At 70.7% G+C, this 26,136-nt stretch carries 19 protein-coding genes, 1 tRNA gene and 1 pseudogene; 15 read left to right on the forward strand and 6 right to left on the reverse strand.

The features are described from left to right. Positions 1–90: 90 nt before the first annotated feature. A complete protein-coding gene (locus ACMGFG_RS03010; RefSeq protein ID WP_436928877.1) occupies positions 91–1,497 on the reverse strand; it encodes an oligosaccharide flippase family protein in 1,407 nt (468 codons plus the stop codon). Positions 1,498–1,694: 197 nt separating this feature from the next. Here ACMGFG_RS03010 and ACMGFG_RS03015 point away from each other — a divergent pair, with 197 nt between their 5' ends. From ACMGFG_RS03015 to ACMGFG_RS03025, 3 genes are all read left to right on the forward strand, one after another. After that, positions 1,695–3,515: an ArnT family glycosyltransferase gene (locus ACMGFG_RS03015; RefSeq protein ID WP_436928878.1), complete on the forward strand. Its 1,821-nt coding sequence runs from the start codon at positions 1,695–1,697 to the stop codon at positions 3,513–3,515. A 131-nt stretch (positions 3,516–3,646) separates the two neighbouring features. Beyond that, positions 3,647–4,795 (forward strand): sulfatase-like hydrolase/transferase, encoded by a 1,149-nt coding sequence (locus ACMGFG_RS03020; RefSeq protein WP_436928879.1) that lies wholly within the window; start codon positions 3,647–3,649, stop codon positions 4,793–4,795. A gap of 2 nt (positions 4,796–4,797) precedes the next feature. Beyond that, the gene (locus ACMGFG_RS03025; protein ID WP_436928880.1) at positions 4,798–6,036 is read left to right on the forward strand and encodes a sulfatase family protein; all 1,239 of its coding nucleotides are present in this window, start codon (positions 4,798–4,800) and stop codon (positions 6,034–6,036) included. An 82-nt stretch (positions 6,037–6,118) separates the two neighbouring features. On the opposite strand, the gene ACMGFG_RS03030 is transcribed toward ACMGFG_RS03025, so the two are convergent. Beyond that, positions 6,119–7,195: a DUF2304 family protein gene (locus ACMGFG_RS03030; RefSeq protein ID WP_436928881.1), complete on the reverse strand. Its 1,077-nt coding sequence runs from the start codon at positions 7,193–7,195 to the stop codon at positions 6,119–6,121. Positions 7,196–7,387: 192 nt separating this feature from the next. On the opposite strand from ACMGFG_RS03030, the gene ACMGFG_RS03035 reads away from it, so the two are divergent. The 6 genes and pseudogenes from ACMGFG_RS03035 (at position 7,388) to ACMGFG_RS03060 (ending at position 13,299) form a co-directional block, all read left to right on the forward strand. Next, entirely contained in the window at positions 7,388–8,251 is an 864-nt protein-coding gene (locus tag ACMGFG_RS03035) for a polysaccharide deacetylase family protein (protein WP_436928882.1), read from the forward strand. After that, the gene (locus ACMGFG_RS03040; protein ID WP_436928883.1) at positions 8,248–9,330 is read left to right on the forward strand and encodes a lysylphosphatidylglycerol synthase transmembrane domain-containing protein; all 1,083 of its coding nucleotides are present in this window, start codon (positions 8,248–8,250) and stop codon (positions 9,328–9,330) included. The genes ACMGFG_RS03035 and ACMGFG_RS03040 overlap by 4 nt, the downstream gene beginning before the upstream one ends. A gap of 111 nt (positions 9,331–9,441) precedes the next feature. Next, positions 9,442–10,989, forward strand: coding sequence for an alkaline phosphatase family protein (locus ACMGFG_RS03045; RefSeq protein WP_436928884.1), 1,548 nt, complete (start codon positions 9,442–9,444; stop codon positions 10,987–10,989). A gap of 90 nt (positions 10,990–11,079) precedes the next feature. Beyond that, the gene (locus ACMGFG_RS03050; RefSeq protein ID WP_436928885.1) at positions 11,080–11,862 is read left to right on the forward strand and encodes a YqjF family protein; all 783 of its coding nucleotides are present in this window, start codon (positions 11,080–11,082) and stop codon (positions 11,860–11,862) included. 95 nt (positions 11,863–11,957) lie between these two features. Beyond that, positions 11,958–12,955 (forward strand): annotated as a pseudogene (locus tag ACMGFG_RS03055) (zinc-binding dehydrogenase). Positions 12,956–13,068: 113 nt separating this feature from the next. After that, complete coding sequence (locus ACMGFG_RS03060; protein WP_436928886.1) at positions 13,069–13,299, forward strand: PLDc N-terminal domain-containing protein; 231 nt, start codon at positions 13,069–13,071, stop codon at positions 13,297–13,299. 42 nt (positions 13,300–13,341) lie between these two features. Here the strand turns inward: ACMGFG_RS03060 and ACMGFG_RS03065 are convergent, their stop codons facing one another. Further along, on the reverse strand, positions 13,342–14,493 hold the full coding sequence (locus tag ACMGFG_RS03065; protein WP_436928887.1) for a glycosyltransferase family 4 protein: 1,152 nt from the start codon (positions 14,491–14,493) through the stop codon (positions 13,342–13,344). Positions 14,494–14,598: 105 nt separating this feature from the next. Then, positions 14,599–15,528, reverse strand: a complete 930-nt coding sequence (aglG, locus tag ACMGFG_RS03070; protein WP_436928888.1) for a glucosyl-dolichyl phosphate glucuronosyltransferase — start codon at positions 15,526–15,528, stop codon at positions 14,599–14,601. 180 nt (positions 15,529–15,708) lie between these two features. Here aglG and ACMGFG_RS03075 point away from each other — a divergent pair, with 180 nt between their 5' ends. From ACMGFG_RS03075 to ACMGFG_RS03100, 6 genes are all read left to right on the forward strand, one after another. Further along, positions 15,709–18,873 carry an oligosaccharyl transferase, archaeosortase A system-associated gene (locus tag ACMGFG_RS03075; protein WP_436928889.1) on the forward strand — a complete coding sequence of 1,055 codons (3,165 nt, stop codon included), beginning with the start codon at positions 15,709–15,711 and terminating at the stop codon, positions 18,871–18,873. 193 nt (positions 18,874–19,066) lie between these two features. Next, positions 19,067–20,119 (forward strand): DUF7973 family transport facilitator, encoded by a 1,053-nt coding sequence (locus ACMGFG_RS03080; RefSeq protein ID WP_436928890.1) that lies wholly within the window; start codon positions 19,067–19,069, stop codon positions 20,117–20,119. Positions 20,120–20,204: 85 nt separating this feature from the next. After that, positions 20,205–20,792, forward strand: coding sequence for a helix-turn-helix transcriptional regulator (locus ACMGFG_RS03085; RefSeq protein WP_436928891.1), 588 nt, complete (start codon positions 20,205–20,207; stop codon positions 20,790–20,792). Between the two features lie 174 nt (positions 20,793–20,966). Then, positions 20,967–21,041: transfer RNA gene (locus ACMGFG_RS03090), tRNA-Glu, on the forward strand. A gap of 103 nt (positions 21,042–21,144) precedes the next feature. Continuing rightward, a complete protein-coding gene (locus ACMGFG_RS03095) occupies positions 21,145–23,406 on the forward strand; it encodes an NADP-dependent malic enzyme (RefSeq protein WP_436928892.1) in 2,262 nt (753 codons plus the stop codon). 103 nt (positions 23,407–23,509) lie between these two features. After that, entirely contained in the window at positions 23,510–24,394 is an 885-nt protein-coding gene (locus ACMGFG_RS03100) for an NAD(P)-dependent oxidoreductase (protein WP_436928893.1), read from the forward strand. Between the two features lie 18 nt (positions 24,395–24,412). Here ACMGFG_RS03100 and ACMGFG_RS03105 read toward each other — a convergent pair whose 3' ends face one another. Both ACMGFG_RS03105 and ACMGFG_RS03110 read right to left on the reverse strand, forming a co-directional pair. Beyond that, positions 24,413–25,156, reverse strand: coding sequence for an RraA family protein (locus ACMGFG_RS03105; protein WP_436928894.1), 744 nt, complete (start codon positions 25,154–25,156; stop codon positions 24,413–24,415). A gap of 77 nt (positions 25,157–25,233) precedes the next feature. Beyond that, positions 25,234–26,070 carry a sugar phosphate isomerase/epimerase family protein gene (locus ACMGFG_RS03110; protein WP_436928895.1) on the reverse strand — a complete coding sequence of 279 codons (837 nt, stop codon included), beginning with the start codon at positions 26,068–26,070 and terminating at the stop codon, positions 25,234–25,236. Positions 26,071–26,136: the final 66 nt, after the last annotated feature.

Here is a 26,136-nt window from a genome sequence, read left to right on the forward strand (position 1 = left end):
TCTCCGACGAACCTTGGCCCGCTCCGTTCGGACCCGTCCCGCTCCGTTCGGACCCGTCCCGCTCCGTTCGGACCCGTCCCGCACCGCTCGCTACACGCCGGCCAGTCCCCGGACCTTCGACCGGATCCGCCCTGAGACGGCGAGCAGGACCCCGGTGTAGACCGCCGCACCGGCCAGCACTAGTCCGACGGTCAGATAGTTGCCCGTCGGGACGGCCGGGCGGACCGGGACGACGACCGCGACCATCACGAGGGCCGCGGCGGCCTGGCGGGCGATCTCGAGAACCGGCACGTCCGGGCGCCCGACAAGCCGTGAGAGCGCAACGTAGGAGTATACGAGCCCGACGCCGGCCGAGAGGACGGTCGCGACGGCGGCGCCGACCCAGCCGTACAGGTAGATGAGCGCGACGTTCAGCAGGAGGTTCGAGCCGGCGAACGCGAGGTTGACGCGGAAGGCGACGTCGGGGCGATCGATCGCGTTGACGACGTTGAGGAACTGTTCGCCGTAGGCCGCGAGCATCCGCGCGAAGACGAGCAACACCAGGATCGGCGCGCCCTGCGTGAACTCGGGCCGGTAGATGCGCAGGACGCGCTCGCCGAGCGCCCACGCGCCGAACAGCCCGGGGATGACGAACACGCCGGTGAACACCAGCCCCTCGTTGAGGAAGTGGTGGATGCGGTCGTGTTCGTCGTCGACGCCGAGTTCGCTCATCTCCGGGAAGAGGGTGCTCTTGACCGAGACCGCGACGAGCGCGAACACCGACGCGAGGCTCCAGGCCACCTCGTAGACGCCGATGAGCGTCGACCCGACCGCGAACGCGGCGAGGACGACCGTGTCCATCCAGCTGAACGCGCGGGTCTTCAGCGTGCTGAGCCACGTGTAGCGGGCGAAGTCGAAGAGACTCCGCGCCGCCCGCCGGGTCGGCCAGCCCGGCGAGAGGTCGACAAAGACGACGGCGGCCAGCGTCCCGACGAACAGGGCGGCGGCGTGACCCGCGACGAGCGCGGTGACGCCGTAGCCGGCGGCGACGGCCGCGATCTGCAGGGCCGACCGGACGATACGCTCCAGAGACTTCGTTCCCGCGGCCCTGGCCACCTTCTTCTCGCCGTTGAGTACCGCTCTGATGCCGATGAACGCCACGTTGCCGACGACGAGCAGCGCGACGACCCCGCCGACCTCGGCGCCGACGAGCCAGTTGACCAGCGGCGTACCGAAGAATACGGCGACCCCGAGGACGACGGCGATCCCGGCCAGCATCACGAGGCCCGTCGCGAGGAACTCCCGCTGGTCGCTCCCCTCGCTCAGCCGCTTCGTGAGCGAGTCGCCGACGGCCGTCGCGGGGATGTTCAGCCAGAAGGCGACCGCCACGGCCGGCGCGTAGAGACCGAGAAGGTCCGCACCGCCGAGCCGGGCGATCGCGAACGTCGCCGCGAACCCCGCGAGCGAGACGACGACGTGGGAGGCGAAGTGAAAGAGTGTGGTCCGGCCGAGCCGCATCGTTACCCGCCGACCCCGTCGACGCGGCGCGTGCTCGAACGACGATCGCTCATGGGCCCACTGTGACCGGCGGGGTTCAGAACCTTTCTGATACGCGCCCGCCTCGCTCCGGACCGCCCGACGGCCCGTGGCGGCCCCGGACTCGCGCCGCTCGGGAGATAGCAATCTTTTCGACACCGACCGAACAACCGGGGCGTATGTCACGGATACGGGAGCTACTGGGGCGGCCGCTCGGTCGCGTCCGGTCGGACGCCGCGGCGGACCCGTATCTCCCCTATCTGCTCGCGCTCGCGGTGGTGACCTGCGGGTTCGGCGTCTGGTTCCGGCTGCCGAACTTCGCCGCGCCCGACGAGTACTCCCGGCTCATCCAGCCGATGAAGGTCGCCGGCCGGTTCGTCGCGGAGCCGAGCTTCGAGTCGATCCGGGCGGGCGTCACGGACGGCCGGGCGCTCGGCGCGACGTTCTACCTCTACGCGGCCACGCTGGCCCCGGTGTTCCTGGTCGTCGTCGCCACCGGCCGGCTCGGGGAGTTCGCGACGCTCGGGACGATCCAGTCGCGATGGGAACTCTGGCACGCCGCGCCGGCGTGGTTCTGGACGCTCGCCATCCTGCTCGGCCGCCTCGTCAGCGTCGCGCTCGGCGTCGGCTGCGTCTACCTCACTTACCGCCTGGGTACCGAACTCCGCGACCGCTTCGCCGGCCGCGTCGCGGCGCTCTCGCTCGCGCTGTCGGTCGGCTTCGTCGCCCAGACCCACATGATCGGCGAGGACATCCCGATGATCTTCCTGCTGCTCGCGACCGTCCTGCTGGCCAACCGGTACGTCGCCGAGGGGCGCGCGACCGACTTCCTGGTCGGCTCGTTCGCCGGCGGGCTCGCCGTCGCGTTCAAGCTCTCCGGGGGCGTCGCCGCGGTCGTCCTCGGCGTGGCGCTGCTCGTCCGCGCGGCCCGCAGCGACGACCCGCTCGGCGAACTGGCCCGGCCGCGGGTCGTGCTGGGCGGGCTCGCGGTCGGCGCCGCCACCATCTACGTCGCCATCCCGAGCGTGCTACTCGGCGGCCCGCTGGAGCTGTTCGCGCGGGCGACCGGGTCGATCGCCTCGAAGACCGGCAAGTCCGGCGGGCTCACCGCCCCGATCTCCTACTGGCTGGTCCGCCAGTACGTCCGCGGGCTCGGGGTCCCGCTGTTCCTCGCCGCCGTCGCCGGCGCGGTCGCGACCGCCCGTCACCTCGTCACCCGCCGCTCCAGGGTCGAACCCCTCTACTGGCTGGTGATCACCTCGGTAGCGGTCTTCCTGCTGGTCTACTCGCGGTGGGAGTTCGTCCGCCTGCGCCACGTCGTCCCCACCTTCCCGCCGCTGCTCGTCCTGTTCGGCGCGGCCGCCAGTCGCTGGTGGGACGTCGACCGGCCGAAGGTCCGGACCGGCGTCCGCGCGGCGCTCGCGCTCGTCGTCGTGTCGAGCGCGCTCATCGCCGGCGTCGCCGGGGCCGGCTACCTGACCGAGCCGCGCGACGGCGCGACGGAGTGGATCGCGACGAACACGAACGACGGCGACCGCGTCGAGGTCTACGAGAACTCAATCGCCGACGTTGGGACGCCCCACGGCCGGGAGACGGTCCACTTCGACTACCGGGAGGAGCGGGCCACGTCCAGCTCCTCGCTCGTCCTGAACGAGTCGCGGTTCACCGAGTGGATGACGAGCGGGCCCGACCGCGAGCCCGCCTACATCGAGCTCACCGCGAACGAGCTGTCCTACGTCGACCCGACCGACACTGACTACCACCGCTACCCCGAGCGGCGGGCCTACGTTCAGGGGCTGCTCGCCGGGGAGTACGACTACCGGGTGGTCGCGACGTTCGGCCACTGGGAGCGGACCGAGACGCTCCGCGACGACTTCATGCGGGCCGTGTTCCGCCCCGAGGTCGAGGGGCAGGAGCGATACGTGGTTATCCTGGCCCACGAGGAGCGGACCGGGACGATGGCGGACGCCGACCGGCGCGCGGTCCGCGCAGGCGGGTGATCCCGGAGGCGGGAGCGGCTCTGCGTCGAGCGGTCCCGAATTCGAGCGGCCCGGGCTCGCTCGCGCCGCGGGCGGGACCGGGTTCCGAAGGGATTGTATAGGTTCCCGGAAAATGACGGCACGAGCTTCGAATGAGAGATGTCGTCCTCCTGACCGCGGACTCGGTCCGCCGCGACTTCGTCGACGCGATGCCCTTCGTCGACGGCCACGACGTGCTGACGGGCGTGACCGCCGGCCACTACACCCGGCCCAGCCTCGCCGCCCTCCAGTCGTCGCGGCTGCGCGCCTCGGTCCAGTCCAGGGTCATCGGGCCCTCGCTGGCCGAGGTGCTCTCCGAGGCGGGCTACGAGACTATCGGCCTGGTCCCGACGGCCCAGGCCGACCCCGCTTTCGGCTTCGACGACGGGTTCGACCACTACGACAACTACATGAGCGGCAGCGGCAACGCCGCGAAGAACCGCCGCAGCGGCCTCCGCGAGTTCCTCGGCTCGTTCGACATCGTCCGGCAGGTCTACCGCCGGGTCTACCCGATGGAGGCGAACATGGCCGACCTCCCGGCCGACGACGCGGTCGTCGACGAGGCGATCGAGCGGTTCAACGACGCCGACGGCCCCCGGTTCCTCTGGGTCCACCAGATGGAGAGCCACCGCCCCTACGGCCGCGGCGACGACGCCATCCCGGGGTCGGTCGACCGCAAGGCCGAGGCCAGCGGCGGCCGCCACTGGTTCGGCTCCTCGGAAGTCACGGACGCGGAGCGCCGCACCATCCTCGACGCCTACCGCGACGCGCTCGGGCGCGTCGACGACCGGGTCGAGCGGGTGGTCGAAGGGATCGACAGCGAGGACCCGATCTTCGCCTTCGCGGCCGACCACGGCGACGAGTTCGGCGAGGAGGGCTACTACTACCACCAGGGCTACCGCCGCAGGGTCGCCGACCCGATCATCCGCGTGCCGGTCGTCCTCGACGGGGTCGACACCGTCGGCGACCGGTGTAGCCTGCTCGACATCGCGCCGACGCTCGCCGGCGCGGTCGGCGCCGAGGTCCCGACCGCGTGGCAGGGCAACGACCTCGCGGCGACCGGGACGGACGAGACGCTCACGGTCGCGCCGTGGCACGACAGCGCGACGGTCTGCTGGCAGGACTTCGACCGCAAGCTCGTCGCGCGCGACGCCGACGTGTCGATCACCGACGACGAGGGCGAGGTGACGGTCGAACGCACGGACGTCTCGGAGGACGTGGAGGCGCAGCTGCGCGACCTGGGCTACTCGGACGCGGGGTAGCCATGTCGGGGAAGAACCTCCTGTTCGTCACCGTCGACTGCCTCCGCAGCGACTTCGTCGGCACCGACCACGCAGACACGCCGTTCATCGACGGCCTCGTCGCCGACGGGACCGACTACCGCGAGATGTACGCCACGGCGACGACGACGACCCCCTGCGTCGCCAGCTACATGACCGGCACGTACTCCGAGCACAACGGCGTCTACTCGCTGGAGGAGGCCCGCCTCGACGAGTCGGTCCCGACGCTCGCCGAACACCTCTCGGCCGCCGGCTACGACACGACGGCGATGGTCACGGGACCCATCGTCGCCGATACCGGTCTCGACCGCGGCTTCGACGAGTACGCCTACCGCGACCGCAACGAGGAGCTCGTCGGCGACTGGTTCGACGAGGCCGTCGAGACGGTCGCGGGCCTGGAGGAGCCGTTCTTCTGTTACCTCCACCTCTGGGAGGTCCACGACCCCGTCCGCGTCCCCGACGGCTACGACGACCCGGCGTACGGGCGCTACCCCTACGCGCGGACCCTCTCGGCGCTCGACCGCGCGCTCGAACGGTTCCACGACCACGTCCCGGCCAACACCGTGACCGCGCTCCACGGCGACCACGGCGAGGCCATCGCCTACCGCGACAGCTACCTCCACAAGGTCGCGAAGTTCCTCCGGACCGGACTCCGCTACGGGCTCGGACTCGACACGCGTGCGCTCGAACGCCGCCTGAAGCGCCGGTTCGACCGCGACCCGCCGGTCCCCGACCACTTCATGGAGGACGGCCACGGCGAGAACGTCTTCGACTTCGTCTCGAACGTCCCGTTCGTCCTCTCCGGCCCCGGGGTCGACGACGCCACCGTCGACGCGCAGGTCCGGCAGGTCGACGTGCTGCCGACGCTGCTCGACCTCCTGCGCGTCGAGCCGAGTGACGACCGGCCGGTCGACGGCGAGTCGCTGCTGCCCCCCGAATCGGTGACCGACCGCGACGCATACATTCGCGCCTGCGGGAAGTCGCTCGTCCGCGAGGCCAACTGGCAGCGCGCCGTCCGCGCGGAGGGCCACAAGTACGTCGAGTACGTCGACCGTGACTGGGAGCCAGAACTGTACGACCTCGACGCGGACCCGCTCGAACTCCATCCCGTCGAGGACGAACCCACCGCTTCGGAGCTCCGGTCGCGGATCCCCGAGGAGGGCGTCCGCGACGGCGAACGGCTGGAGATCGACGGCCTCCTGAAGGACCTGGGCTACAAGTAGGGGCGTCCCGCCTGTCAGGGTCGCATCGGCCGCCAGGGCCGTCGGCCGTTCGGGTCGCCCCGACCGCTCGCTGCGCCGTCGCTCACCGGATCCAGGTGACGAAGATCGTCCGGGCGAGGCCGACGGCGTACCCGATCTTCGGCTTCTTGGTCTCGCCGGCCTCCCGCTCGTGGATGGTCACCGGGACCTCCACGATGCGCAGGCCGTTCTTGCGGGACTCGATGATGAGCTCGGGTGCGGAGAACCGTTCCTCGGTGAGCGTGAGCTCGGCGAGCCGGGAGCCGCGGATGGCGCGGAAGCCGTTGGTGCAGTCGGTGATGTCGGTCTTGGCGAGGCGGTTGATGAGCCAGGTGAACGTGCGGATGCCGCCCCGTCGGGTGATCGAGTTGCCGGAGTTGTCCTCGCCGCGGTAGCGGGACCCGAGCACGTAGTCGGCCTCGTCGTCGACGATGGGGGCGACCAGGTCGTCGAGCTGGTCGACGGGGTGCTGGCCGTCGGCGTCCATCGTGACGACGATGTCGGCGCCGTGGTCGCTGGCGATGTCGAAGCCGGTCTGGAGGGCCCCGCCCTGGCCCTGGTTGATCGGGTGTTCGACGACGATAGCGTCGTACTCTTCGGCGGCCCGCCGGGTGGCATCGTCGGAGCCGTCGGAGACGACGACCGCCCGGACGAGGTGGTCGTGGATCCGGTCGGGCAGCGCCGCGAGGACGGTCCCGATCGTGTCGGCCTCGTTGTAGGCCGGGACGACGACGTACAGCGTCTGTTCGTCGAGGTCCGCGTCCGGGTCGGCCTGCTGGACGGCCAGGCTCCGCGTGAGGTCGCCGATCGTCCGCTGGCTGGTGTTGACCTGCGAGACGAGGTAGAAGATGAGCACCAGGAACGTGACGTTGGCGAAGATCTGGATGAGGATGAAGCGGCTCTCGAGGTTCAGGACGCCGGCGAGCGTGCCGTACAGTCCGGGCGCGAACGCGACGGTGAGCAGCCCGAGCGCGACCCCGAGGGCGATGGCGAGCTCGGCCCGCGAGAAGGTCGTGCGGTAGCGCTCGAACCCCCACAGGAGGACGACGGCCGCCACCCCGGCGAACAGCAGGGTCAGCGCCTCGTTGCTCAACCCCGGGAGGGCTGCCAGGGGGGCGTCGGCGGACACCAGCGGCGACATTGGTTCACCACGGATCACGAACGCCGCCCGATTTGTATCTGCCGGTCCCCCGTGACGCTCCTGACGCCGACCGGACTACCCACCGATGGTCGCTCCCGATACCCTTCTCGGAAATCCGGTCCACGTCGGTCGCCGGCGAAGCGCATCGCCCAAGTAGGCCGGGGGAGTACCCCACGACGAGCCTCCCCGCCGATGTCACAGCCACGCGCCGCGCTCTCCGTCGACCTCGAGTTCTTCACCCACCTGCCGGCCTACCGCGGGGCCCGCGGGGTCACCGACCGCCCGGCGGTCGGGCTCGGCGGCGTCACGGCGCTGCTCGACGCCTTCGCGGACGCCGACGCGGCGGGCACGTTCTTCACCGTCGGCGACATCGCCGACGACCACCCGCGGGTCGTCGAGCGCGTCGCCGAGGAGGGTCACGAGGTCGCCTCCCACACCCATACCCACCAGCACCTCTCCGAACTCGACGAGACCGAGCGCCGCGAGGAACTCGCGCGCTCGAAGGAGCGACTGTCCGCGGTCGCCGGCGAACCGGTCACCGGGTTCCGCGCGCCGTCGTTCGACCTCGGGCCGGACCACTTCGGGACGCTGTCGGACCTGGGCTACGAGTACGACTCCAGCGTCGTCCCCTGCCGGTCGATCCCCGGCTGGTACGGCGGCGAGTTCGACGCCGAGCGGCCCGTCCCGGCGAGCGCCGTGGACCCGACCGCACCGGACGAGTTCGCCGAAGTCCCGACCTCGGTGATGCCCCGTCTGCGCCTGCCGCTGACGGGGACCTGGATCCGATTTTTCGGTGTCTCCTACACGCTCGCCGGGATGCGGCTGCTCGCCCGGCGTGGGGTCGCGCCGGTGCTGTACGTCCACCCGTGGGAACTGGTCGACCTCCCGGCGGTCGAGGGGGTGCCCAAACGGGTGTACGTCCGGACGGGCGCGTACATGCGACGCGCCGTCCGGCGGATCCTCGCCGAGCCGTTCGAGTTCGTCACCGTCCGCGACCTCGCCGATACCGTCGAGTCGGGCGAACGGACGCCGTCCAGGGGGAGTGGTCGGCCGTGAACGACGAGGGAACCGAAAGTCCGTCCGGTGACGATTCGGCGGGCCGGTCCTGGCGGGGGCGGGCGCTCTCGGCGCTGCAGTGGGCGGTCGCGATCGGGGCGTTCTGGTACGTCGCCCGCGGGGTCGACTGGTCGGCCACGGCCGCGGAGCTGGCGACGCTGGACGCGGTCGTGATCGCCGGCGTGCTCGCGGTCACCGCGGTCGAGTTCGGCTCGCGGTTCGGGATGTGGTACGCGCTGTTGAACGGGCTCGGGCCGACGGACTTCCGGACGAGCGCGAACGTCGACCTGGTGATCAAGTTCGTCAACCACGTCGTCCCCTCGAAGGCCTCGGGCCACTCGGTCGCGCCGCTGGTCGTCCGCCACTACACGGGGGTCGACTGGGCCGAAGCGGTGAGCGTCTCGGGACTCAACACCGGCCTCTACGCCGCCCTCTACGGGCTGGTCGCGCTCGCGGGAGTGGGCCTGTTCGCGCCCCGGCTCGGGGGCGGGTGGCTGCTCGTCATCCTGCTGTCGACGGGCGTCTACCTCGTCGCCGGCGTGCTCGTCCTGCTCGCGGGCCGGCGGATGAACGCGGCCGGCCGCCTGGCGAGCCGGCTGGGCGGGCTGCTGGGCCGGATCCCCAGGATCGGCGACCGGCTCGCCGGCGTCGCGGCCGCGCTGCCCTCCTTTACCGCCGACTCGGCGGGCGTGTTCCGCCGGCTGTCGGCGCGGCCCTCGGTCGTCGGCCCGTACGCGCTCGGCTGGGCGGGGACGCTGATGGTCTGTCCCGGGCTGCGCGTCTGGCTGTTGCTCACGGGGCTGGGCGGGGAGTTCTCGCCGGTTCTCGCCCTGCCGGTCGTGCTCGTGACCGCCTACAGCGTGACCGTGCTGCCGCTGACGCCCGGTGGCGTCGGCGTCGCGGAGGCCTCGGCGACGGCCGTCCTCGTCGCGCTCGGCGTCGCGCCCGAGCTCGCGCCGGTCGTCGTCCTCCTCGACCGCACCTTCGGCGTCTACCTCCCCGCCGTGCTCGGCTGGCTCCCCGCCGCGACGCTGGACATCTCGGACCTGCTCGCTCGCGGCGAAGAGGGGAGCGGGTAGCCCCCTCGCACCCGCCCGGCCAGTGACAGGTCCCGGCAGAAACCGCGTTCCGGACGGCCGACCGTCCGGACGAACGAAACGTATTTCCGGCGGCCTCACGGCCTTCCGACAATGACGCGGACCTTCGTTGTCGGGCTCGACGGCGCCAGCTGGCTGCTGACCGAGCTCTGGATCGACGACGGGCTCCTCCCCAATCTCGCCGCCCTCCGCGAATCGGGCACCTACGCGACCAGCCGGAGCTGCCTCCCGCCGGTCACCTACCCCAACTGGAAGTGTTACTCCTCCGGGAAGAACCCCGGCAAGCACAGCGTCTACTGGTGGGAACGCATCGATCTGGCCGACGAGCGCATCGACATCATGAGCGGCAGCGACTACAAGACGGCCGAGCTGTGGGACTACCTCAACGCCGACGGCCAGCGGGCAGGCGTCGTCAACATGCCGTCGATGTATCCCCCGCGGGAGATCGACGGCTACGTCGTCTCCGGCGGCCCCGACGCCGTCGAGGGCGAGTACCGCTCGCTCGACTCCGGCTACACCCACCCACCCGAGTTCGAGGACGAACTGGCCGACCGCTACGACTACCAGGTCCACCCCGACCCCCTGCTCTCGTCGAACGACGAGCGCGGCGCCGAGGTCGACGAGATCCTGCGGCTGTTCGAACTGCGTCTGCAGGTGGCGAAGGACCTGTTCGTAGAGGAGGACCTCGAATTCACCCACGTCACGCTCTTCTACCTCAACGTCCTGCACCACTTCTTCTGGGACGACGAGCCGACGAAGCGCGGCTGGCAGCTCGTCGACGAGTGGCTGGGCGAACTGGCCGAACTGGAGGACACGAACCTCGTGGTCATGTCCGACCACGGCGCCGCGGCGACGACCACGGAGTTCTACGTCAACGAGTGGCTCGCCGAGAACGGCTACCTCACTCGCGCGAGCGGCGTCGAGGACTACTTCCAGCGGGTCGGACTCACCCGCGAGAACGCGCTCGCGGTCGCCAAGCGGTTCGGCCTCGTCGACTTCCTCGCCGAGAACGTCCCCGAAAGCGTCCAGGAACTGGTCCCCCAGAGCGCCGGCGCCAAGCGCGAGCGCAAGATGGAACTCGTCGTCCCGGAGGAGACGAAGGCGCTCGCCAGCGGCCAGGGGCCGATCTACGTCAACCCGCGCTTCGACGTGGAGTCGGTGCGCGATGACCTCATCGCCGACCTCAAAGAGGTCACGGACGAGCACGGCGAGCCGCTGTTCACGGGCGTCCACCGCGCCGAGGAGGTCTACGACGGCCCCTACGTCGACATCGGGCCGGACGTGGTCGTCGACCAGCGCCCGGGCGTCCACGTCAACGACGGGATGGGCGGCGACGCCGTCCAGACCGAACCCGACCGCTGGGCCGCCGAGAACACGCCCACCGGTATCTTCGTCGCGGACGGCCCCGACTTCCGGAACCGGGGCGAGATCCCCGAGATCGACATCCGCGATATCGCGCCGACGATCCTCGCCGCCCACGGCGTCGACACGCCGACGGACATGGACGGCGAGGTGCTGGATATCTTCGTCGACGACCCCGACGTGGGCACGCAGGACCCCATCGACCACGAGGCCGCCCGCGCCGGCGGCCCCGGCGACGAGGTGGCCGACCGCCTGGCCGAACTCGGCTACATGGAGTGAGCCGCACCCGGCCCGACGCAGGAGCGTCGCGGCCCGAGCGGCAGGAGTCCCTGGAGTAATGGGCAACCAGGCCGTAGGTTCGCCCACGAGATGTCCCTCCGTTCGCTGCTCGACCTGCCGGTCGAGATGGGCTGGCGCCACGTCCTGTTCGCCAACTGGCCGGTCGACCCCGAGACTGTCCAGGCACACCTCCCCGAGTCGCTGACCGTCGACACCCACGACGGGCGGGCGTGGCTCTCGGTGGTCCCGTTCACCAACGTCGCGGTCCGCCCACAGGGGTTCCCGGAGTGGACCGGCTTCCGCCTGCCCGAACTGAACCTCCGGACCTACGTCAGCCACGGGGGCGAGCGCCGGCGTGCGAACGGTCGCGACGGGTCGGGCAAGGACACTGGTCCGGCCGACGACGGGCCCGCCGCCGACCGGGGCGTCTACTTCTTCAGCCTCGACGCCGACGGAATCCTCGGCGTGACCGGCGCGCGCGTCTTCCACCACCTGCCGTACTACTTCGCGAACATGTCGATGCGGGGTGAGGGCTCGCGGATCGCCTTCGAGAGCGAGCGCTGGCACCCCGGCGCGCGGCCCTGCGACTTCGACGCCCGCTACGGCCCTGCGGGCGACCGGTTCACGTTCGAACCGGGCTCGCTCGACGAGTTTCTCACCGAGCGCTACCGCTACTACACGGAGACGCCGGGCGGCGAGTTGCGATACGCGCGGGTCCGCCACCGCCCGTGGCCGCTCTACGAGGCGGATGTCGACATCGACGACAACGAGGTCTTCGAGACCAACGGCTTCGCGACGCCCGACGGCGACCCGGTCTTCCGATACAGCCCCGGCGTCGACGTGACCGCGTCGGGGAGTCGGCGGGTGGAGTAGTCGGGGAAGCGCCGGTCCGAACCCCCACGGACTGGACCGACCGTTCGCTCGCAACCGTTGCCCATTCCCCGCTCGGCGCCCAACCGCCGGGTGACATGAGTTCGGAGATGACCGCCTACGTCGTCGAGGAGTACGGCGACCCGGACGTGTTCACCGAGCGGACCGTCGCGGTGCCCGAACCGGGACCCGAGGAGGTCCGCGTCGAGGTGCGCGCGACCAGCCTCAACCCGGTCGACTACAAGATCCGCCGGGGCGACATCCCCGACTTCACGCCTGAGTTCCCCGCCGTCCTCCACTGCGACGTGGCGGGGGTCGTCGACGCGGTCGGCGAGAACGTCGACCGCTTCGAGGCGGGCGACGAGGTGTACGGGATGCCCGGCGGCGCGGGCCGGGACGGCGCGCTGGCCGACTACGTCGTCGGCCACGCCGGGACCTTCGCACCGGCCCGGAGACGCTCCCGCTGGCCGACGCGGCCGCGCTCCCCGTGGTCGCGCTGACGGCCTGGGAGATGCTCGCCGACAAGGCGACGGTCGACGTGGGCGACGACGTGCTCGTCTACGGCGCCAGCGGCGGCGTCGGGCACATCGGCGTGCAGCTCGCCCGCTGGTTCGGCGCCGACGTGACCGCGACCGGCTCGACCGAGGCGAAACGCGCGTTCGCGGCCGACCTCGGCGCCGACCACACCGTCGACTACACCACGGCCGACGTGGCGTCGTACGTCGACGAGCACGCCGACGGCGCCGGCTTCGACGTGGTCTTCGACCCGGTCGGCGACGACCACCTCCAGACGGCCTTCGACGCGGTCCGCCCGTTCGGGACGGTCGTGACGACCGAGTCGAGTTCGACCCAGGACGTATCGGCGCTGCACGCCAGCTCGCTGGAGCTGGGCGTCGTGCTCGTCATCCTGCCGGTGCTGCTCGGCGACCGACAGGAGCGTGTCGGCGAGGAACTGGCCGACATCGCGGCGCTCGTCGACGACGGCGCCGTCGAACCCCACGTCGACGAGCGGTTCGCCTTCGACGAGGTCGCCGACGCCCACCGCCTCGGCGAGGACGGCGACTTCGTCGGGAAGATCCTGCTCGAAAACGAGTGATGGCGTCCGCGGACGCTCCCGGCGAGCCACCCGCGAACACTCGCGACGAGCCGTCTCGCCGCCGCGGAAACGAACACAAGACATTTGCCGGGGTAGTCGGATTCTCGACAGTGATGCCCTCCACGATACCCACCGCAGTACCGCTACAGATGGGCGAAGCGGCGTTCGTCCTCCTGTTCGGCCTGCTGTTTTTCGCCGTCGGGATCGCACTGGTCTTCTGGACGTACAGCGACGCCAAGAAGAACAGCAGCCACCCCGCGTTCCTCTGGGCCATCGTCGTCTTCCTGGCCCCGCTGCTGGGACTCGTGCTGTACTTCCTGCTCGGCCGCGACCAGAAGTACTGACGGGCCGGCTCCAGCCACTATCCGACCGCTCTCTCCCGGTCGCTACCGGCGGCGGCGCCGGGTCACACGCTGCAGGATCGCCCGATACCGCTCTTGGGCGGCCTCGAAGCTGTACTCCGACTCTATCAGGTCACGCCCGTTGTGGCTGATCGCGGGCAGGTCCTCGCGGTCGAGGACTGCGATCAGTTCCCGGCGGATGTCGTCGGGGTCGGTGCTGTCCATCAGGAACCCCGTCTCGCCGTCGCGGACCACGTCGGGCACACCCGAGACCGGCGTCGCGTAGACGGGCGTCCCGCAGGCCAGCGCTTCGAGGATGGTCGTCGGCAGCCCCTCCGTGGGTTCCGAGGGGAGGACGACCAGTCGCAGGCGGTCGAGTTCCGCGGGCACGTCGTCGTGGTCGACCCAGCCGCGCGTCTCCACCTGCCCGGCCTCGATTTCGTCCGCGAGTTCCGACTCCAGCCACTCCCGGAGGTCGCCGTCGCCGACGAACGTGAAGGTCACGTCGTCGGGCAGGCCCTTCGCCGCGGCGGCGAGTTCGCGGACGTTCTTCTCCTCGTCGAGCCGTCCGAGGAAGCCGACCCGACGCCCCCGCTCCGCCAGGGGAGTCCGCACCCGGAACTCGTCGGTCCGGACGTAGCGAGCACCCGAGGGGTACACGTCGGGGGCGTCGGGGTCCAGATCGAGTTGCTCGGCCATCGACGGCGTGTAGGTCACCACCCCGTGGGCGGCCGCGAAGCCCGCGCGTTCGAGCGCGCGGACGAGCCCCGCGAGCGTCCGCGCGACCGGCGAGGGCAGCGACTCCTCCCAGGCGATGCGGAGCGTCAGCGGTACGTCGCCGCGGGGTTCGACGAGGACCGTCTTCCCGATAGCGCGAGCAAACAGGATCGGCAGGAGGTACGACGTGGCGCCGTAGAAGAGGACGACCTCCTCGTCGCGGCCGGCGAGGACGCGGCACATCCGGAGCTGGTTCAGGAGGAAGCGGACGGCCGCCACCGCGACCGAGTCGCCGGCGCCCTTCCGCGTGAGTTCCACGAGTTCGTGCCGGTCGCGGATCTCCGAGTCGGCGGGCAGGTCCGCAGTCACGAGCGCGACGCCGGTGACCGCCGAGAGGACGTCCAGCAGGCTCCGCGTGGCGTTCTCGCCGGCCGCCGCCAGCGGGTGCGTGACGACGCACACGTCGGGCAGATCCGCCATTACCGGTGGAGTGGCCCCGGCGGGCGCTTAACGCTGATCATCCCTACTCGCTGGTCTCCCCTTCTCGCCCGGTTTCTCCGCTCGCCGGCTGTTCCCGACCGCGAGTCACCGCCACTTGACGATCCCGTAGAGGTAGCCCAGGCCGACGACACCCGTCAGGACGAGGAGCCAGACGAGCTGTTTCGCTGCGGTCGCGTCGGGGTCGCGGAACAGGCCCGCGAGCCGGCCCGGGACGTACTCGCCGAGGATCTTCCCGAGGAAGTCGCCCTCCTCCTCGGCCGACCCGGGGACGAACTGCTGCATGCCGCGCTTGGAGTAGCCCTGCCAGAACGCCCGGTCGAGCAGCCACTTCGGCTCGGTGCGGTAGGCGTACACCTTGTGGCCCACCTCGGCGTCGGGGACGTAGCGGACCCCTTCGCCGTACTCCGCCTGCAGCCGGGCGCAGACCTCCGTCTCGCCGCCCTGGAGGTTCTTGTCGCCCTTGCGGCCGCCGATCTCGTCGTCGAACCCGCCCAGGTCGAGGAACACCTCGCGGCGGAAGGAGAGGTTCGAGCCGTTGGTGTTGCGGACCTCGGCGGGGGTGTCCCGGCCCTCGCCGAACCCGCGGTAGGTGGCGCCGATCAGGAAGTAGAACTCCGCGGGGAGGAAGTCGACCGGGCCGTCGACCCAGATGGGGGCCATCCGGCCGCCGACGGCGAGGGCGTCGTGGGCCTCGTAGGCGTCGACGAGCCGCTCGATCCACTCGGGGTGGGCGACGGCGTCGTCGTCGAGGAACGCGACCACGTCCCCGCTGGCCGCGCGGGCGCCGTTGTTCCGGCTGACGAGCAGGCCGCGGTTCGCGTCGTTGCAGCGGGTGGCGACGTTCTCGCGGTCGCCGAAGTCGGCCTCGAACCGCTCGTAGACCTCGGGGTTCCCGTCGCTGACGAAGACCAGTTCCACGTCCTCGTAGGTCTGGTCGAGGACGCTGCGAGCGGCCTCGGTGACCGCGTCGTAGCGGTCCATCGTGTGCTCGCAGAGCACGACGGAGACGCGCATGTCCCCCCATGGACCGGGGCCCGGGATAGGTTTTCCGTCTGCCGTCTCGTGGTGGCCGGCGTCTCGACCCGGCGAATCGACCCGGAGATCGCAAGACTGCGACGGGATCCGTGGCCCTCTGCCGGACCCATTTATCGTGATATGACAAGGCTTATGCGCGCGATGGGACTGGTTCCGTCAATGAGTCAGTGGCGTGGTCAGATCGAAAACATCGACGAACCCGGTGACCTCGCCGAGGTCGTGGGCGAGTACTACCACATCCCGGCGGTGGTCGCCCTCCTCGGGTTCATGCTGTGGAGTCGCGTCCGCGACTGGAAAGAGTTCGTAGTAGACGGGACGGTGTACTTCAGCGGGAACGACCCCTGGTACCACTACCGGATGGTCCAGTACACGGTCCGCAACTGGCCGAAGACCAGTCCGTTCGACCCCTGGACCCAGTTCCCCGTCGGGACCCACTCCAGCCAGTTCGGTACGGTGATGGACCAGCTGGTCGCGACGGCCGCGCTGGTGGTCGGCCTCGGGAACCCGAGCGACCACACCGTCCGCCTGGTGGTTCTCTTCGCCCCGGCCGTCTTCGGCACCCTGGTGGCGGTCCCCGCGTACTTCCTGGCCAAGCGGCTGGCCGGGAAGTTCGGCGGCGTGATCGCCGTCGCCGTCCTCGCGCTCGCGGGGTCGAGCTTCGCCCAGCGCGGGACCGTCGGCTTCTACGACCACCACATCGCCGAGGCGCTGTTCATGACCGGCGCCGTCCTCGCGACGATGGTCGCCGTCTCCGTCGCCGAACAGGAGAAGCCCGTCTGGGAGCTGTTCAAGGCGCGCGACGTCGCCGCCCTGCGCCGCCCCGTCGGCTGGTCGATCGTCGCCGGCGCCGCCATCGCCATCTACCTCTGGACCTGGGCGCCCGGCGTCTTCCTCGTCGGCATCCTCGGCGTCTTCTTCCTCGTCCAGATCGTCTCAGAGTACGCCCACGGCGAGAGCCCGGAGCACGTCGCGATCGCCGGCGCGGTGACGCTGTCGACGGCCGGCGTGCTGAGCTTCGCCGTCATCGAGGAACTCGGGCTCAGCGCCACGAGCTACAACCTCCTCCAGCCGATGCTCGCGTTCGGCGTCGCCGCGGGCTGTGTCTTCCTCGCGTGGTTCGCCCGCGAGTGGGAGTCCCGGGACCTGGCCAACTTCCAGTTCCCGCTCGCGGTGGGCGGTATCCTCCTCCTGCTGGCGGGCGGGATGGCGGTCCTGCTCCCGGAGCTGTGGGGCTTCCTGGTCAACCAGGTCACCCGCGTCGTCGGCCTCTCGGTCACGGACACGGCACAGACCGTCGGCGAGGCGCAGTCGCTGCCGTTCAGCCAGCTGTTCCCCCGGTACGGCTTCACGGTCTTCATCGCGCTGCTCGGGGTCGCCTACGTCGCGGCCCGCCACTTCTACGACCGGCCGCGCGCCGAGTTGACGCTGGTGGCCGTCTGGACGGTCTTCCTTCTGCTGGCGACGCTAACTCAGCAGCGCTTCGACTACTACTTCGCCGTCGCCGTCGCGTCGATGGCCGCGCTCGTGCTCGGCGAACTCGCGCGGTTCTCGGGGCTGTCGACGCCCGACACGGAGATCGAAACCTACCAGGTGCTGACGATCGCCGCCGTCGTCCTGGTGGTGTTCGCCCCGCTGGTCTACCCGGTGCCGCTCGCGATGCAGATGACCTCCGCCGAAGGAGGCTCCGGCCCGGCCCAGCCGGCCTGGAACGAGACGCTCGGCTGGATGCAGACGAACGCGCCCGCACAGGGCACCTACGGCGGCGCCGACAACGCCGACGCCGTCCCCTACTACGGCACCTTCGAGAACACCGACGACTTCGACTACCCCGAGGGGTACTACGGGACGCTCTCGTGGTGGGACTACGGCCACTGGATCACGGTGATGGGCGAACAGATGCCCACCGCGAACCCGTTCCAGCAGGGGGCCAACCAGGCCGCGAACTTCCTGCTGTCGACCAACGAGTCCCACGCCAACGAGGTCATGACCGACCTCAGCGAGGACGACGCGAAGAGCCGCTTCGTGACGGTCGACTGGAAGATGGCCGAGACCTCGACGTCCTACCAGCGCGCGGGGGCCCAGCCGCTGAACCTCGGCGGCAAGTACTTCGCGCCGTTCGCGTTCTACTCGGACGGCAACATCTCCCGGACCGACTACTACTCGGGGATGTACTACGAGACGGGCCAGCGGGACAGGCTGCAGTACCGCCTGTTCCAGCGCCACCAGCAGCCGTACTACAACTCCACGGCCGTTCGGCTGTACCGGTTCCACGGGAGCGCCGCCGAACCGAGCCCGGTCGTCCTCGACTGGACGATCGAGGAGATCGGCGGCCAGCAGGTCCCGATCAGCAACGGGACGCGCCGCTTCGGGTCGATGGCCGAGGCCCGCGAGTACGTCGAGAGCGACCCGACCTCGCAGATCGGCGGGTTCGGCGGGTTCCCCGAGGAACGCGTCCCGGCGCTCGAACACTACCGGATGGTCCAGGGCAGCGACACCACGGCTCTGGACTCGGTCCGCTATCAGTTCGGCCTGCGGAAGCAGGCCCAGGGCGCCTTCGGGACCTCGCTGCGCCAGCCGGGCGTGCTCGGCGCGCTCCAGCCGGCCACCTCGAACTGGGTGAAAGCCTTCGAGCGGGTCCCCGGCGGGACCATCGAGGGCGAGGGCCCCGCGAACGCGACGGTCACCGCGGCCGTCCGGATGGAGGTCCCGTCGACGAACTCCACGTTCGTCTACCGCCAGCAGGCCGAGACCGGCCAGGACGGCTCCTTCACGATGACGGTTCCCTACTCGACGACCGGGTACGACGAGTGGGGCACCGAGGAGGGCTACACCGAGCCGAGCGTCACCGCGAACAGCTCCTACCGGCTCAACACCGGCATGATGACCAACGAGTCGCACACGTTCCGCTACGGCGGCACGGTCGACGTGACCGAGGGCCAGGTCGTCGGGGAGAACGAGTCCGCCTCGACGGTCACCCTCGAGAAGGGCCAGGCCCGCTCGATCCAGGTCACCCAGCCTGACAACGGGACGAGCGGCGACGGCACGGGCGACGGCACTGCCGGTGACGACGGCGCGTCCGGCGACGGGACGGCCACGCCGACCCCGGCCGACGATACCGGCGCGGACGACACCGCGACCCCCGCCGGCGACGGCGGGACGGCCACGCCGACCGCGAGCGACACCGGAACCGCGACGGACGCCGGGACCGGCAGCGACGGCGGAACCGCCAGCGGCTCCGGGACCGACACCGCGGCGCCGGCGACGCTCGTCGCGCTGCTCGGCGGCGGCCTGGTCTCGCTGGTCGGACTGAGCCGGCGCGACTGACCGCCTTCGCCGGCCGATTCCTTCCGGGCCGCTCCGGACCGTTCCGCTCTGCTCTGTTCCGCTTTTTCGCTACCTCGCCGCGCGCGGCCATCCGTCACTACTAACTACTGGCTCCGACTTCCGTCCCCTATGACACGACAGTCCGGTCGGCGCAACCGGGGTCGCCGACCGACCGAGCCGGGGGGTGAGGCCGATGGCAGTTGACGGCGGCTTGCTCGCGGTCGACCTGTTGCTCGTGGCGTTCGCGGGCGGCGCGGTCGGCGCGGCGCTGGGCGGCTACGCGGCCTACGGCCTCGCCGGCCTGGTCGTCACGGTCGGCGAGATCGCGGGGGTCACAGCCGGCGCGGGCGGCTCGCCGCTCGTCGCCGATTCGGCGGACCTCGGGACGGCGGGCGTCACCGGGCTGGTCGGCTACGGCCCCGTTCTGGGGCCGCACGTCGCGTTCGCGGGCGCCGCCGCGGCCGCGGCCTACGCCGGCCGCAAGGGCCACCTCGACACCGACTTCGCCTACCACGAGGCCAAACACCTCGCGGCGCCGCTCGGGCCGCGGCCCGGCGCGCTCGCCGTCGGCGGCGTCTTCGGCGTCCTCGGCTACTGGCTCGCGCAGTTGTCGCTCCGGCTGGGGCTGCCCTGGGACCCCGTCGCGGCGAGCGTCGTCGCCTCCGCGCTGTTGCACCGGGCCGTCTTCGGCTACCCGCTGCTGGGCCGCCTCGACACGGACCTGCTCGACATGTCACCCTACGAGGAGGGCGACCGCCGGATGGCCGCCGACGGCGACGGCGCCCGGTCGCTCGCGGGGCGGTACGTCGTCGAGCCGTGGCTCCCCTACCAGTCCGACTGGGCGACCGTCGGACTGCTGGGCCTCGTCGTCGGCGTCTTCGCCGGCTTCCTCGCCGTCGCGACCGGGAGCTACTTCCTCGCGTTCGGCATCGCCGCCACGGGCCTGCTCTTCCTGACGGCCGGCGTCGACCGGTTCCCCGTCACCCACCACATGGCGCTGCCCGCCGGGATCGCCGCGCTCGCCCTGCCGGACGCCGGGCCGACAGTTGCAATCCTCGTCGGCGGTGCCTTCGGCGTCCTCGCGGGGCTGGTCGGCGAACTCGCCCAGCGGGTCCTGTACGCCCACGCCGACACCCACCTCGACCCGCCCTCGGTGGCTATCGTCGTCACGACCCTGCTCGTCGCGCTGCTGGACCTGGCGGGCGTGTTCCAGCAGGCCGCGGTCCCGACGGTCGGGCTCGCCTGAGAACACCGCCCGCGTCCGGCGATCGGCGAACGGGAGATACGCGGTTTCACAGCGTTTTTATACCGACCTCGGCATGTTACGGTAGATGCAGCAGTGGCTGGTCGGCGACGCTGTCGGGGGAGCACTGGCGGCCGGTGTCGGGACGGCGCGGGCGACCGCCACACGTGTGTGGCCGCCGTTCCCGGCCGCCGGCGAGCCGTCGGTCGGCGTCCTGCAGTCGGCTTCCGGGGATATCGGCGGGATGATGGTCGCCGCCGTCGTCCTCGTCGCGCTCGGTCTCGGGGGCGTGGCCGCCTGGCACTCCGGCCTCCCCTCGCTCGGGTCGGTCGGCGGCTCCGCGGACGGCGAGTCGTCGACCGAACCGGAGGGGGCGGCGACGACCGACCGGCCGCCCGAGCCGGACCCGGCCGCCGAGGGGGCGGCCGAGCCCGACGAACCCGAGGGCCGGACCGACCGGGAACTCATCGTCGACATCCTCGAGTCCAACGAGGGGCGGATGAAACAGGCCCGGATCGTCGACGAGACCGGCTGGTCGAAGTCCAAGGTGAGCATGCTCCTCTCGGAGATGGAGGACGAGGAGGAGATCAGCAAGCTCCGGGTCGGCCGGGAGAACATCATCAGCCTCAGCGGCAACGAGCCGGAGGCCGCCGGCTCCCCGTTCGACGACGAGTGAACTGACGGGCGTAGCTCCTCGCCGGGTATCTTCCGTCGTTCGACGCCCGACGACCAGCCGACGGTACGGAGATCGGGCGGCGGAGAGTGTGCGACGGCGTACCGATACGGGCGCGAAGCGCAACCGTTAAACCCGTATCCACGCAACGATTTGGTACACACAGAGGGCGTGTGCGCTCCGTTGGTGTAGTCCGGCCAATCATCTTGCCCTCTCACGGCAAGGACCAGGGTTCAAATCCCTGACGGAGCATTCTCCGAGGCGCGAACCGGCGAGCGACAGCCCCATCGGTCGGGGCGCTCGCCGGAGTTGCGTCCATCACATAGCTTTACTGACTCAGTCGGGTAGGGGGTGTATGACTCTCGAAGACGACTCGCTGGAGTACCACCGCTCGGACCCGCCGGGCAAGATCGAGATCCGGACGACGAAGTCGACGAGCACGCAGCGGGACCTGAGCCTGGCGTACTCGCCGGGCGTCGCGGGCCCCTGCCGGGCCATCGACGAGGACCCCGAGGACGCCTACCAGTACACGGCCAAGGGCAACCTCGTCGGGGTGGTCTCGGACGGGTCAGCCGTTCTCGGGCTGGGCGATATCGGGCCGCAGGCCTCCAAGCCCGTCATGGAGGGGAAGGGCGTCCTCTTCAAACGGTTCGCCGACATCGACGTGTTCGACATCGAGGTCGACCACACCGAGCCCGACGAGTTCGTCGACGCCGTGGCGGGGATGGAGTCGACCTTCGGCGGGATCAACCTGGAGGACATCGCGGCGCCCAAATGCTTCGTCATCGAGGAGCGGCTGCGCGAGCGGATGGACATCCCCGTGTTCCACGACGACCAGCACGGGACGGCTATCATCTCCGGCGCCGCACTGCTCAACGCAGCGGAGATCAGCGGGAAGGACCTCGAAACGCTCGAAGTTACCTTCGCCGGGGCGGGCGCGGCGGCCATCGCGACGGCGAAGTTCTACGTCTCGCTGGGGGTCCGGAAGGAGAACATCACGATGGTCGACATCGACGGCATCCTGACGACCGAGCGGGCCGAGGCGGGCGACCTCAACGAGTACAACCGCGAGTTCGCGAGCGACGTGCCCGAGGGGGACCTGGCCGACGCGATGGTCGGCGCGGACATGCTCGTCGGACTCTCGGCGGGGGGGATCGTCGACGGGGAGATGGTTCGGTCGATGGCCGCGGACCCGATCATCTTCGCGATGGCCAACCCCGAGCCGGAGATCGGCTACGAGGAAGCCAGGAGCGCGAGGGACGACACGGTCATCATGGCGACCGGGCGCTCGGACTACCCGAACCAGGTGAACAACGTGCTGGGGTTCCCGTTCCTGTTCCGCGGGGCGCTGGACGTGCGGGCGACCGAGATCAACGAAGCGATGAAGGTCGCGGCGGCGGAGGCGCTGGCCGACCTGGCGAAGCGGGACGTACCGGACGCCGTCCGGCGCGCCTACGGCGACCAGCCGCTGCAGTTCGGGCCGGAGTACATCATCCCGAAGCCGCTGGACACGCGGGTGCTCTTCGAGGTCGCGCCCGCCGTCGCGGAGGCCGCGATGGAGTCGGGCGCCGCCCGCGAGCGCGTCAACCCCGACACCTACGTCGAGCGGCTGGAGGCCCGGCTGGGCAAGTCCCGCGAGATGATGCGGATCGTCCTGAACAAGGCCAAGACCGACCCACAGCGGGTCGCCCTCGCCGAAGGGGCGAACGAGAAGATCATCCGCGCCGCCCACCAGATGGAGGAGGCGGGAGTCGCCGAGCCCGTCCTCATCGGCAACCGGACGACCGTCGAGCGGAAGGTCGACGGGCTGAACCTCGACTTCGACCCCGAGGTCGTCGACCCGGCGGCCGGCGAGTACGACGAGTACGTCGACCGGCTCTACGAGCTGCGCCAGCGCAAGGGTATCACCCGCAAGGAGGCGGCGGAGGTCATCCGTGACGACGACTACTTCGCATCGGTGATGGTCGAACGCGGCGACGCCGACGCGATGCTGACCGGGCTCACACATCACTACCCCTCTGCCCTGCGCCCGCCGCTGCAGGTCATCGGCACCGAGGCGGGCGTCGACCACGCCGCGGGCGTCTACATGCTATCCTTCGAGAACCGGGTCGTGTTCGTCGCCGACGCGACGGTCAACCAGGCACCCGAGGAGGCGACACTGGCGGAGGTGACCCGCCACGCCGCCGGCGTCGCCCGCCGGTTCGACGTTGAACCGCGGGCCGCACTCCTGTCGTACTCGGACTTCGGCAGCGTCGACAACGAGGGGACCCGCAAGCCCCGGAACGCGGCGAAGCGACTCCGCGAGGATCCGACGGTCGACTTCCCGGTCGACGGGGAGATGCAGGCCGACACCGCCGTCGTCGAGGACCTGCTGGTCGGCGACTACGAGTTCGCCGAGATAGACGAGCCGGCGAACGTGCTCGTGCTCCCGAACCTCGAAGCGGGCAACATCGTCTACAAGCTCCTCCAGCGGCTCGGCGGCGCGGAGGCCGTCGGCCCGATGCTCGCCGGGATGGCCGAGCCCGTCCACGTCCTCCAGCGCGACGACGAGGTGAAAGACATCGTCAACCTGGCCGCCGTGGCGACCCTCGACGCGCAGGGGTCGGACGAGTCCTGAGCGGTCGCGGAGGGGCGAACCCCGGACACAGCGACGACCGCCGGAACCAGCGGAATTGTCGCCGACTCGAACGTTTTTCCGGCCGGTCGCCGTCGGGTCGACCATGCCCACAGTCGGAGTCATCGGCGTCGGGTACATCGGGAAGACGTTTCTGGACCGACTGGCCGACACCGAGTACGACACCGTCGCCTACGACGTGGACGAGTCGCAGGTCGAAGCGGCGACCGAGCGCGGCGCGAGTCCCGCCGAGAGCCCCGCGGACGCGGCCCGGCGCTCGGAGTTCGTCGTCCTCGCGCTCCCCGGGACGCCGGAGGTCGAGGCGGTCATGGAGAGTTCGGACGGCGTCGCCGGCGCGCTCTCGGCGGGGCAGACCGTCGTCGACGCGACGACGACCCACCCGGACACCTCCCGCGAGTGCGAGCGGTGGTGCGACGAGCACGACGCCGCGTTCGTCGAGGCGCCGATCACCCGCGCGGCGCCCCGCGACGGCGCGCACATGATGGTCGGCGGGACCGACGAGGCCTACGAGTCGGCCCGCGACCTGGTCGAAGTGCTGAGCGACGACCACCTCCACGTCGGCCCGGCGGGGAAGGCCACGATCCTGAAGCTCGCGCTGCAGATGCGCTACGCGGGGCAGAACGCGCTGGACGCCGAGATCGTCGAGTTCACGCGGGACAACGGCGTCGACCCCGCGCACCTGCGGGACTTCTTCGGCATGGACGTGTGGGAGAACTATCTCGACCGCGACTTCGCCCAGGGCATCGAGGGGCTCGGCGGGCTCGCGATCTGGCACAAGGACATCGGCTACGCCCGGGACGTGGCCCGGGAGAACGGGACCGCGCTCCCGATCAACGCGGCCGTCCACGAGGCCTACAAGGCGACGACCCGCCGCGCGAGCTCCGACGAGGGCCACGCCGCGACGCTGCTGCGGTACTGGGAACTGCTCAACGACGCCGGCGAGCGGGAGTTCCAGCCCGCGGAGGACTGAGAGACGTCGTGGGCCCCGTCAGTCCTCGCCGTCGAGCGTAAAGTCGGGTTCGAGGCCGGCCTTCTCGTAGAGCTGTCGGCGGTACGCCTGGTCGTCGGCCTGCTCGCGGCGGGCGGCGTCGGCGACTTCGCGGGCGTGCTCGCGCGGGACGACCACGACGCCGTCGCCGTCGGCGACGACCACGTCGTCGGTGCGGATCTGCGCGCCGCCGACGTTGACGGGGACGTGCGTGTCGTCGAGTTCGGCGCGGCCGGGGATGATCGTCTTGTTGCGCTCTTTCGCGTAGACGGGCGTCCCCTGCTTGACGATCTCGTCGGTGTCACGGGGGCCGCCGTTGGTGACGACGCCGACGGCGCCCTCGCCGTCCCAGTCCAGGGAGTTCGCCGACCCGATGATCCCCACGTCCATCTCGTGGGATTCGACGACGACCACGTCGCCCTCCCGGATGTCGTCGGGCTCGCCCGAGAGGTCGCCGTACCACTCGTCGCGCCACTCGGTCGTCGTCTCGAAGTCCCGCTCGGACTGAGCGGGGAGGTCGCGGGGCCGGCGAGCGGGGAGGAACCGGATGGTGTTGGCGAAGCCGACGAAGCGGTGGGAAAAGTCCTCGAAGTCGCGGTGGAGCGGCTCGATATCGGAGTCGAGGCGGTTCACGTCGTGGAACCCCAGGAAGTCCATCCCGTCGGTCACGTCGGGCACCCGGAGCCCCTCGAAAGCGTCGAGCAGTTCGGCGCGTTCCTCCTCGGAGAGCGGTCTGTCGGCCATGGCCGCGCTTCCGGCGGTCCGCCCATAGTCGCTGGGGTGGCGGTCGGACGTTCCGCGAGTCCGACCGCGTCGCTGGATCAGACCGAGACGGCGACCTCGTCGGCTACGCTCCGGACGTGGTCGGCCGCCCGTTCGTACGCCTCGGGGCCGTCGAGGTGTTCGAGCATGACCGGCAGGTCGTCGTCGAGATCGTCGAGCGCCCGCAGCAAGGCGTGGTAATCGAGGTTCCCATCGCCGGGGGGCACCTCCGAGAGGTGGACGAGCGGATCCGACCCCATCGCCACGTCCTTGAGGTGGACACACTGGATCCGCTCGCCCAGTTCGTCGACGAACGCCTCAAGCAGGCCCGCGGTGTCGGCGTAGCGGCGCGGCGAGGCGACGAGGTTGACGGGGTCGAAGTGGACGGCGAAGGCGTCGCGGTCGACCGCGTCGAGCAGGCGGCGGTAGCTGTCGACGGAGTCGGGCACCATCGTCGGCATCGCTTCGAGCGTGTAGCTGGCCGAATCGGGGTCAGCGGCGTCGATGATCTCCCGCACGGAGTCGACGACCAGGTCGAAGGTCGCCTCGTCGAAGTTCTCGGGGTGGGGACCGGCCCACGAGTCCCCGCGGGAGCCGGCGACGTTGACGGTGCAGTTGGCGCCCACGGCGTCGGCGAGTTCGAGGTGTCGGGCGCAGGACGCGACCGCCTCCGCGCGCTCGTCGGGGTCGGGGCTGACAGGGTTCACACCCCACGCACCGACCTCGGCGATCTCGATGTCCGCCTCCGTGGCGGCTTCGCGATAGGCGCGGACCGTCTCGGGGTCCGCGTCGGGGTCGACCGGACAGTAGGCCGCCCCGTACCCGAGGTCGTCCAGCGCATCGGTCCACTCCGCCGGCGTGTCGTAGTCCGCGAAGACCGGGCCTCCGAGTCGCATGGGGTGTCCTTCCGCGACGAGCCCGAAATCGTTGCCGGACCGGGCAGTCCACTCCGGTAGCCCCCG

This window comes from Halosimplex halobium (genome assembly GCF_051414055.1).
GTDB lineage: Archaea > Halobacteriota > Halobacteria > Halobacteriales > Haloarculaceae > Halosimplex > Halosimplex halobium.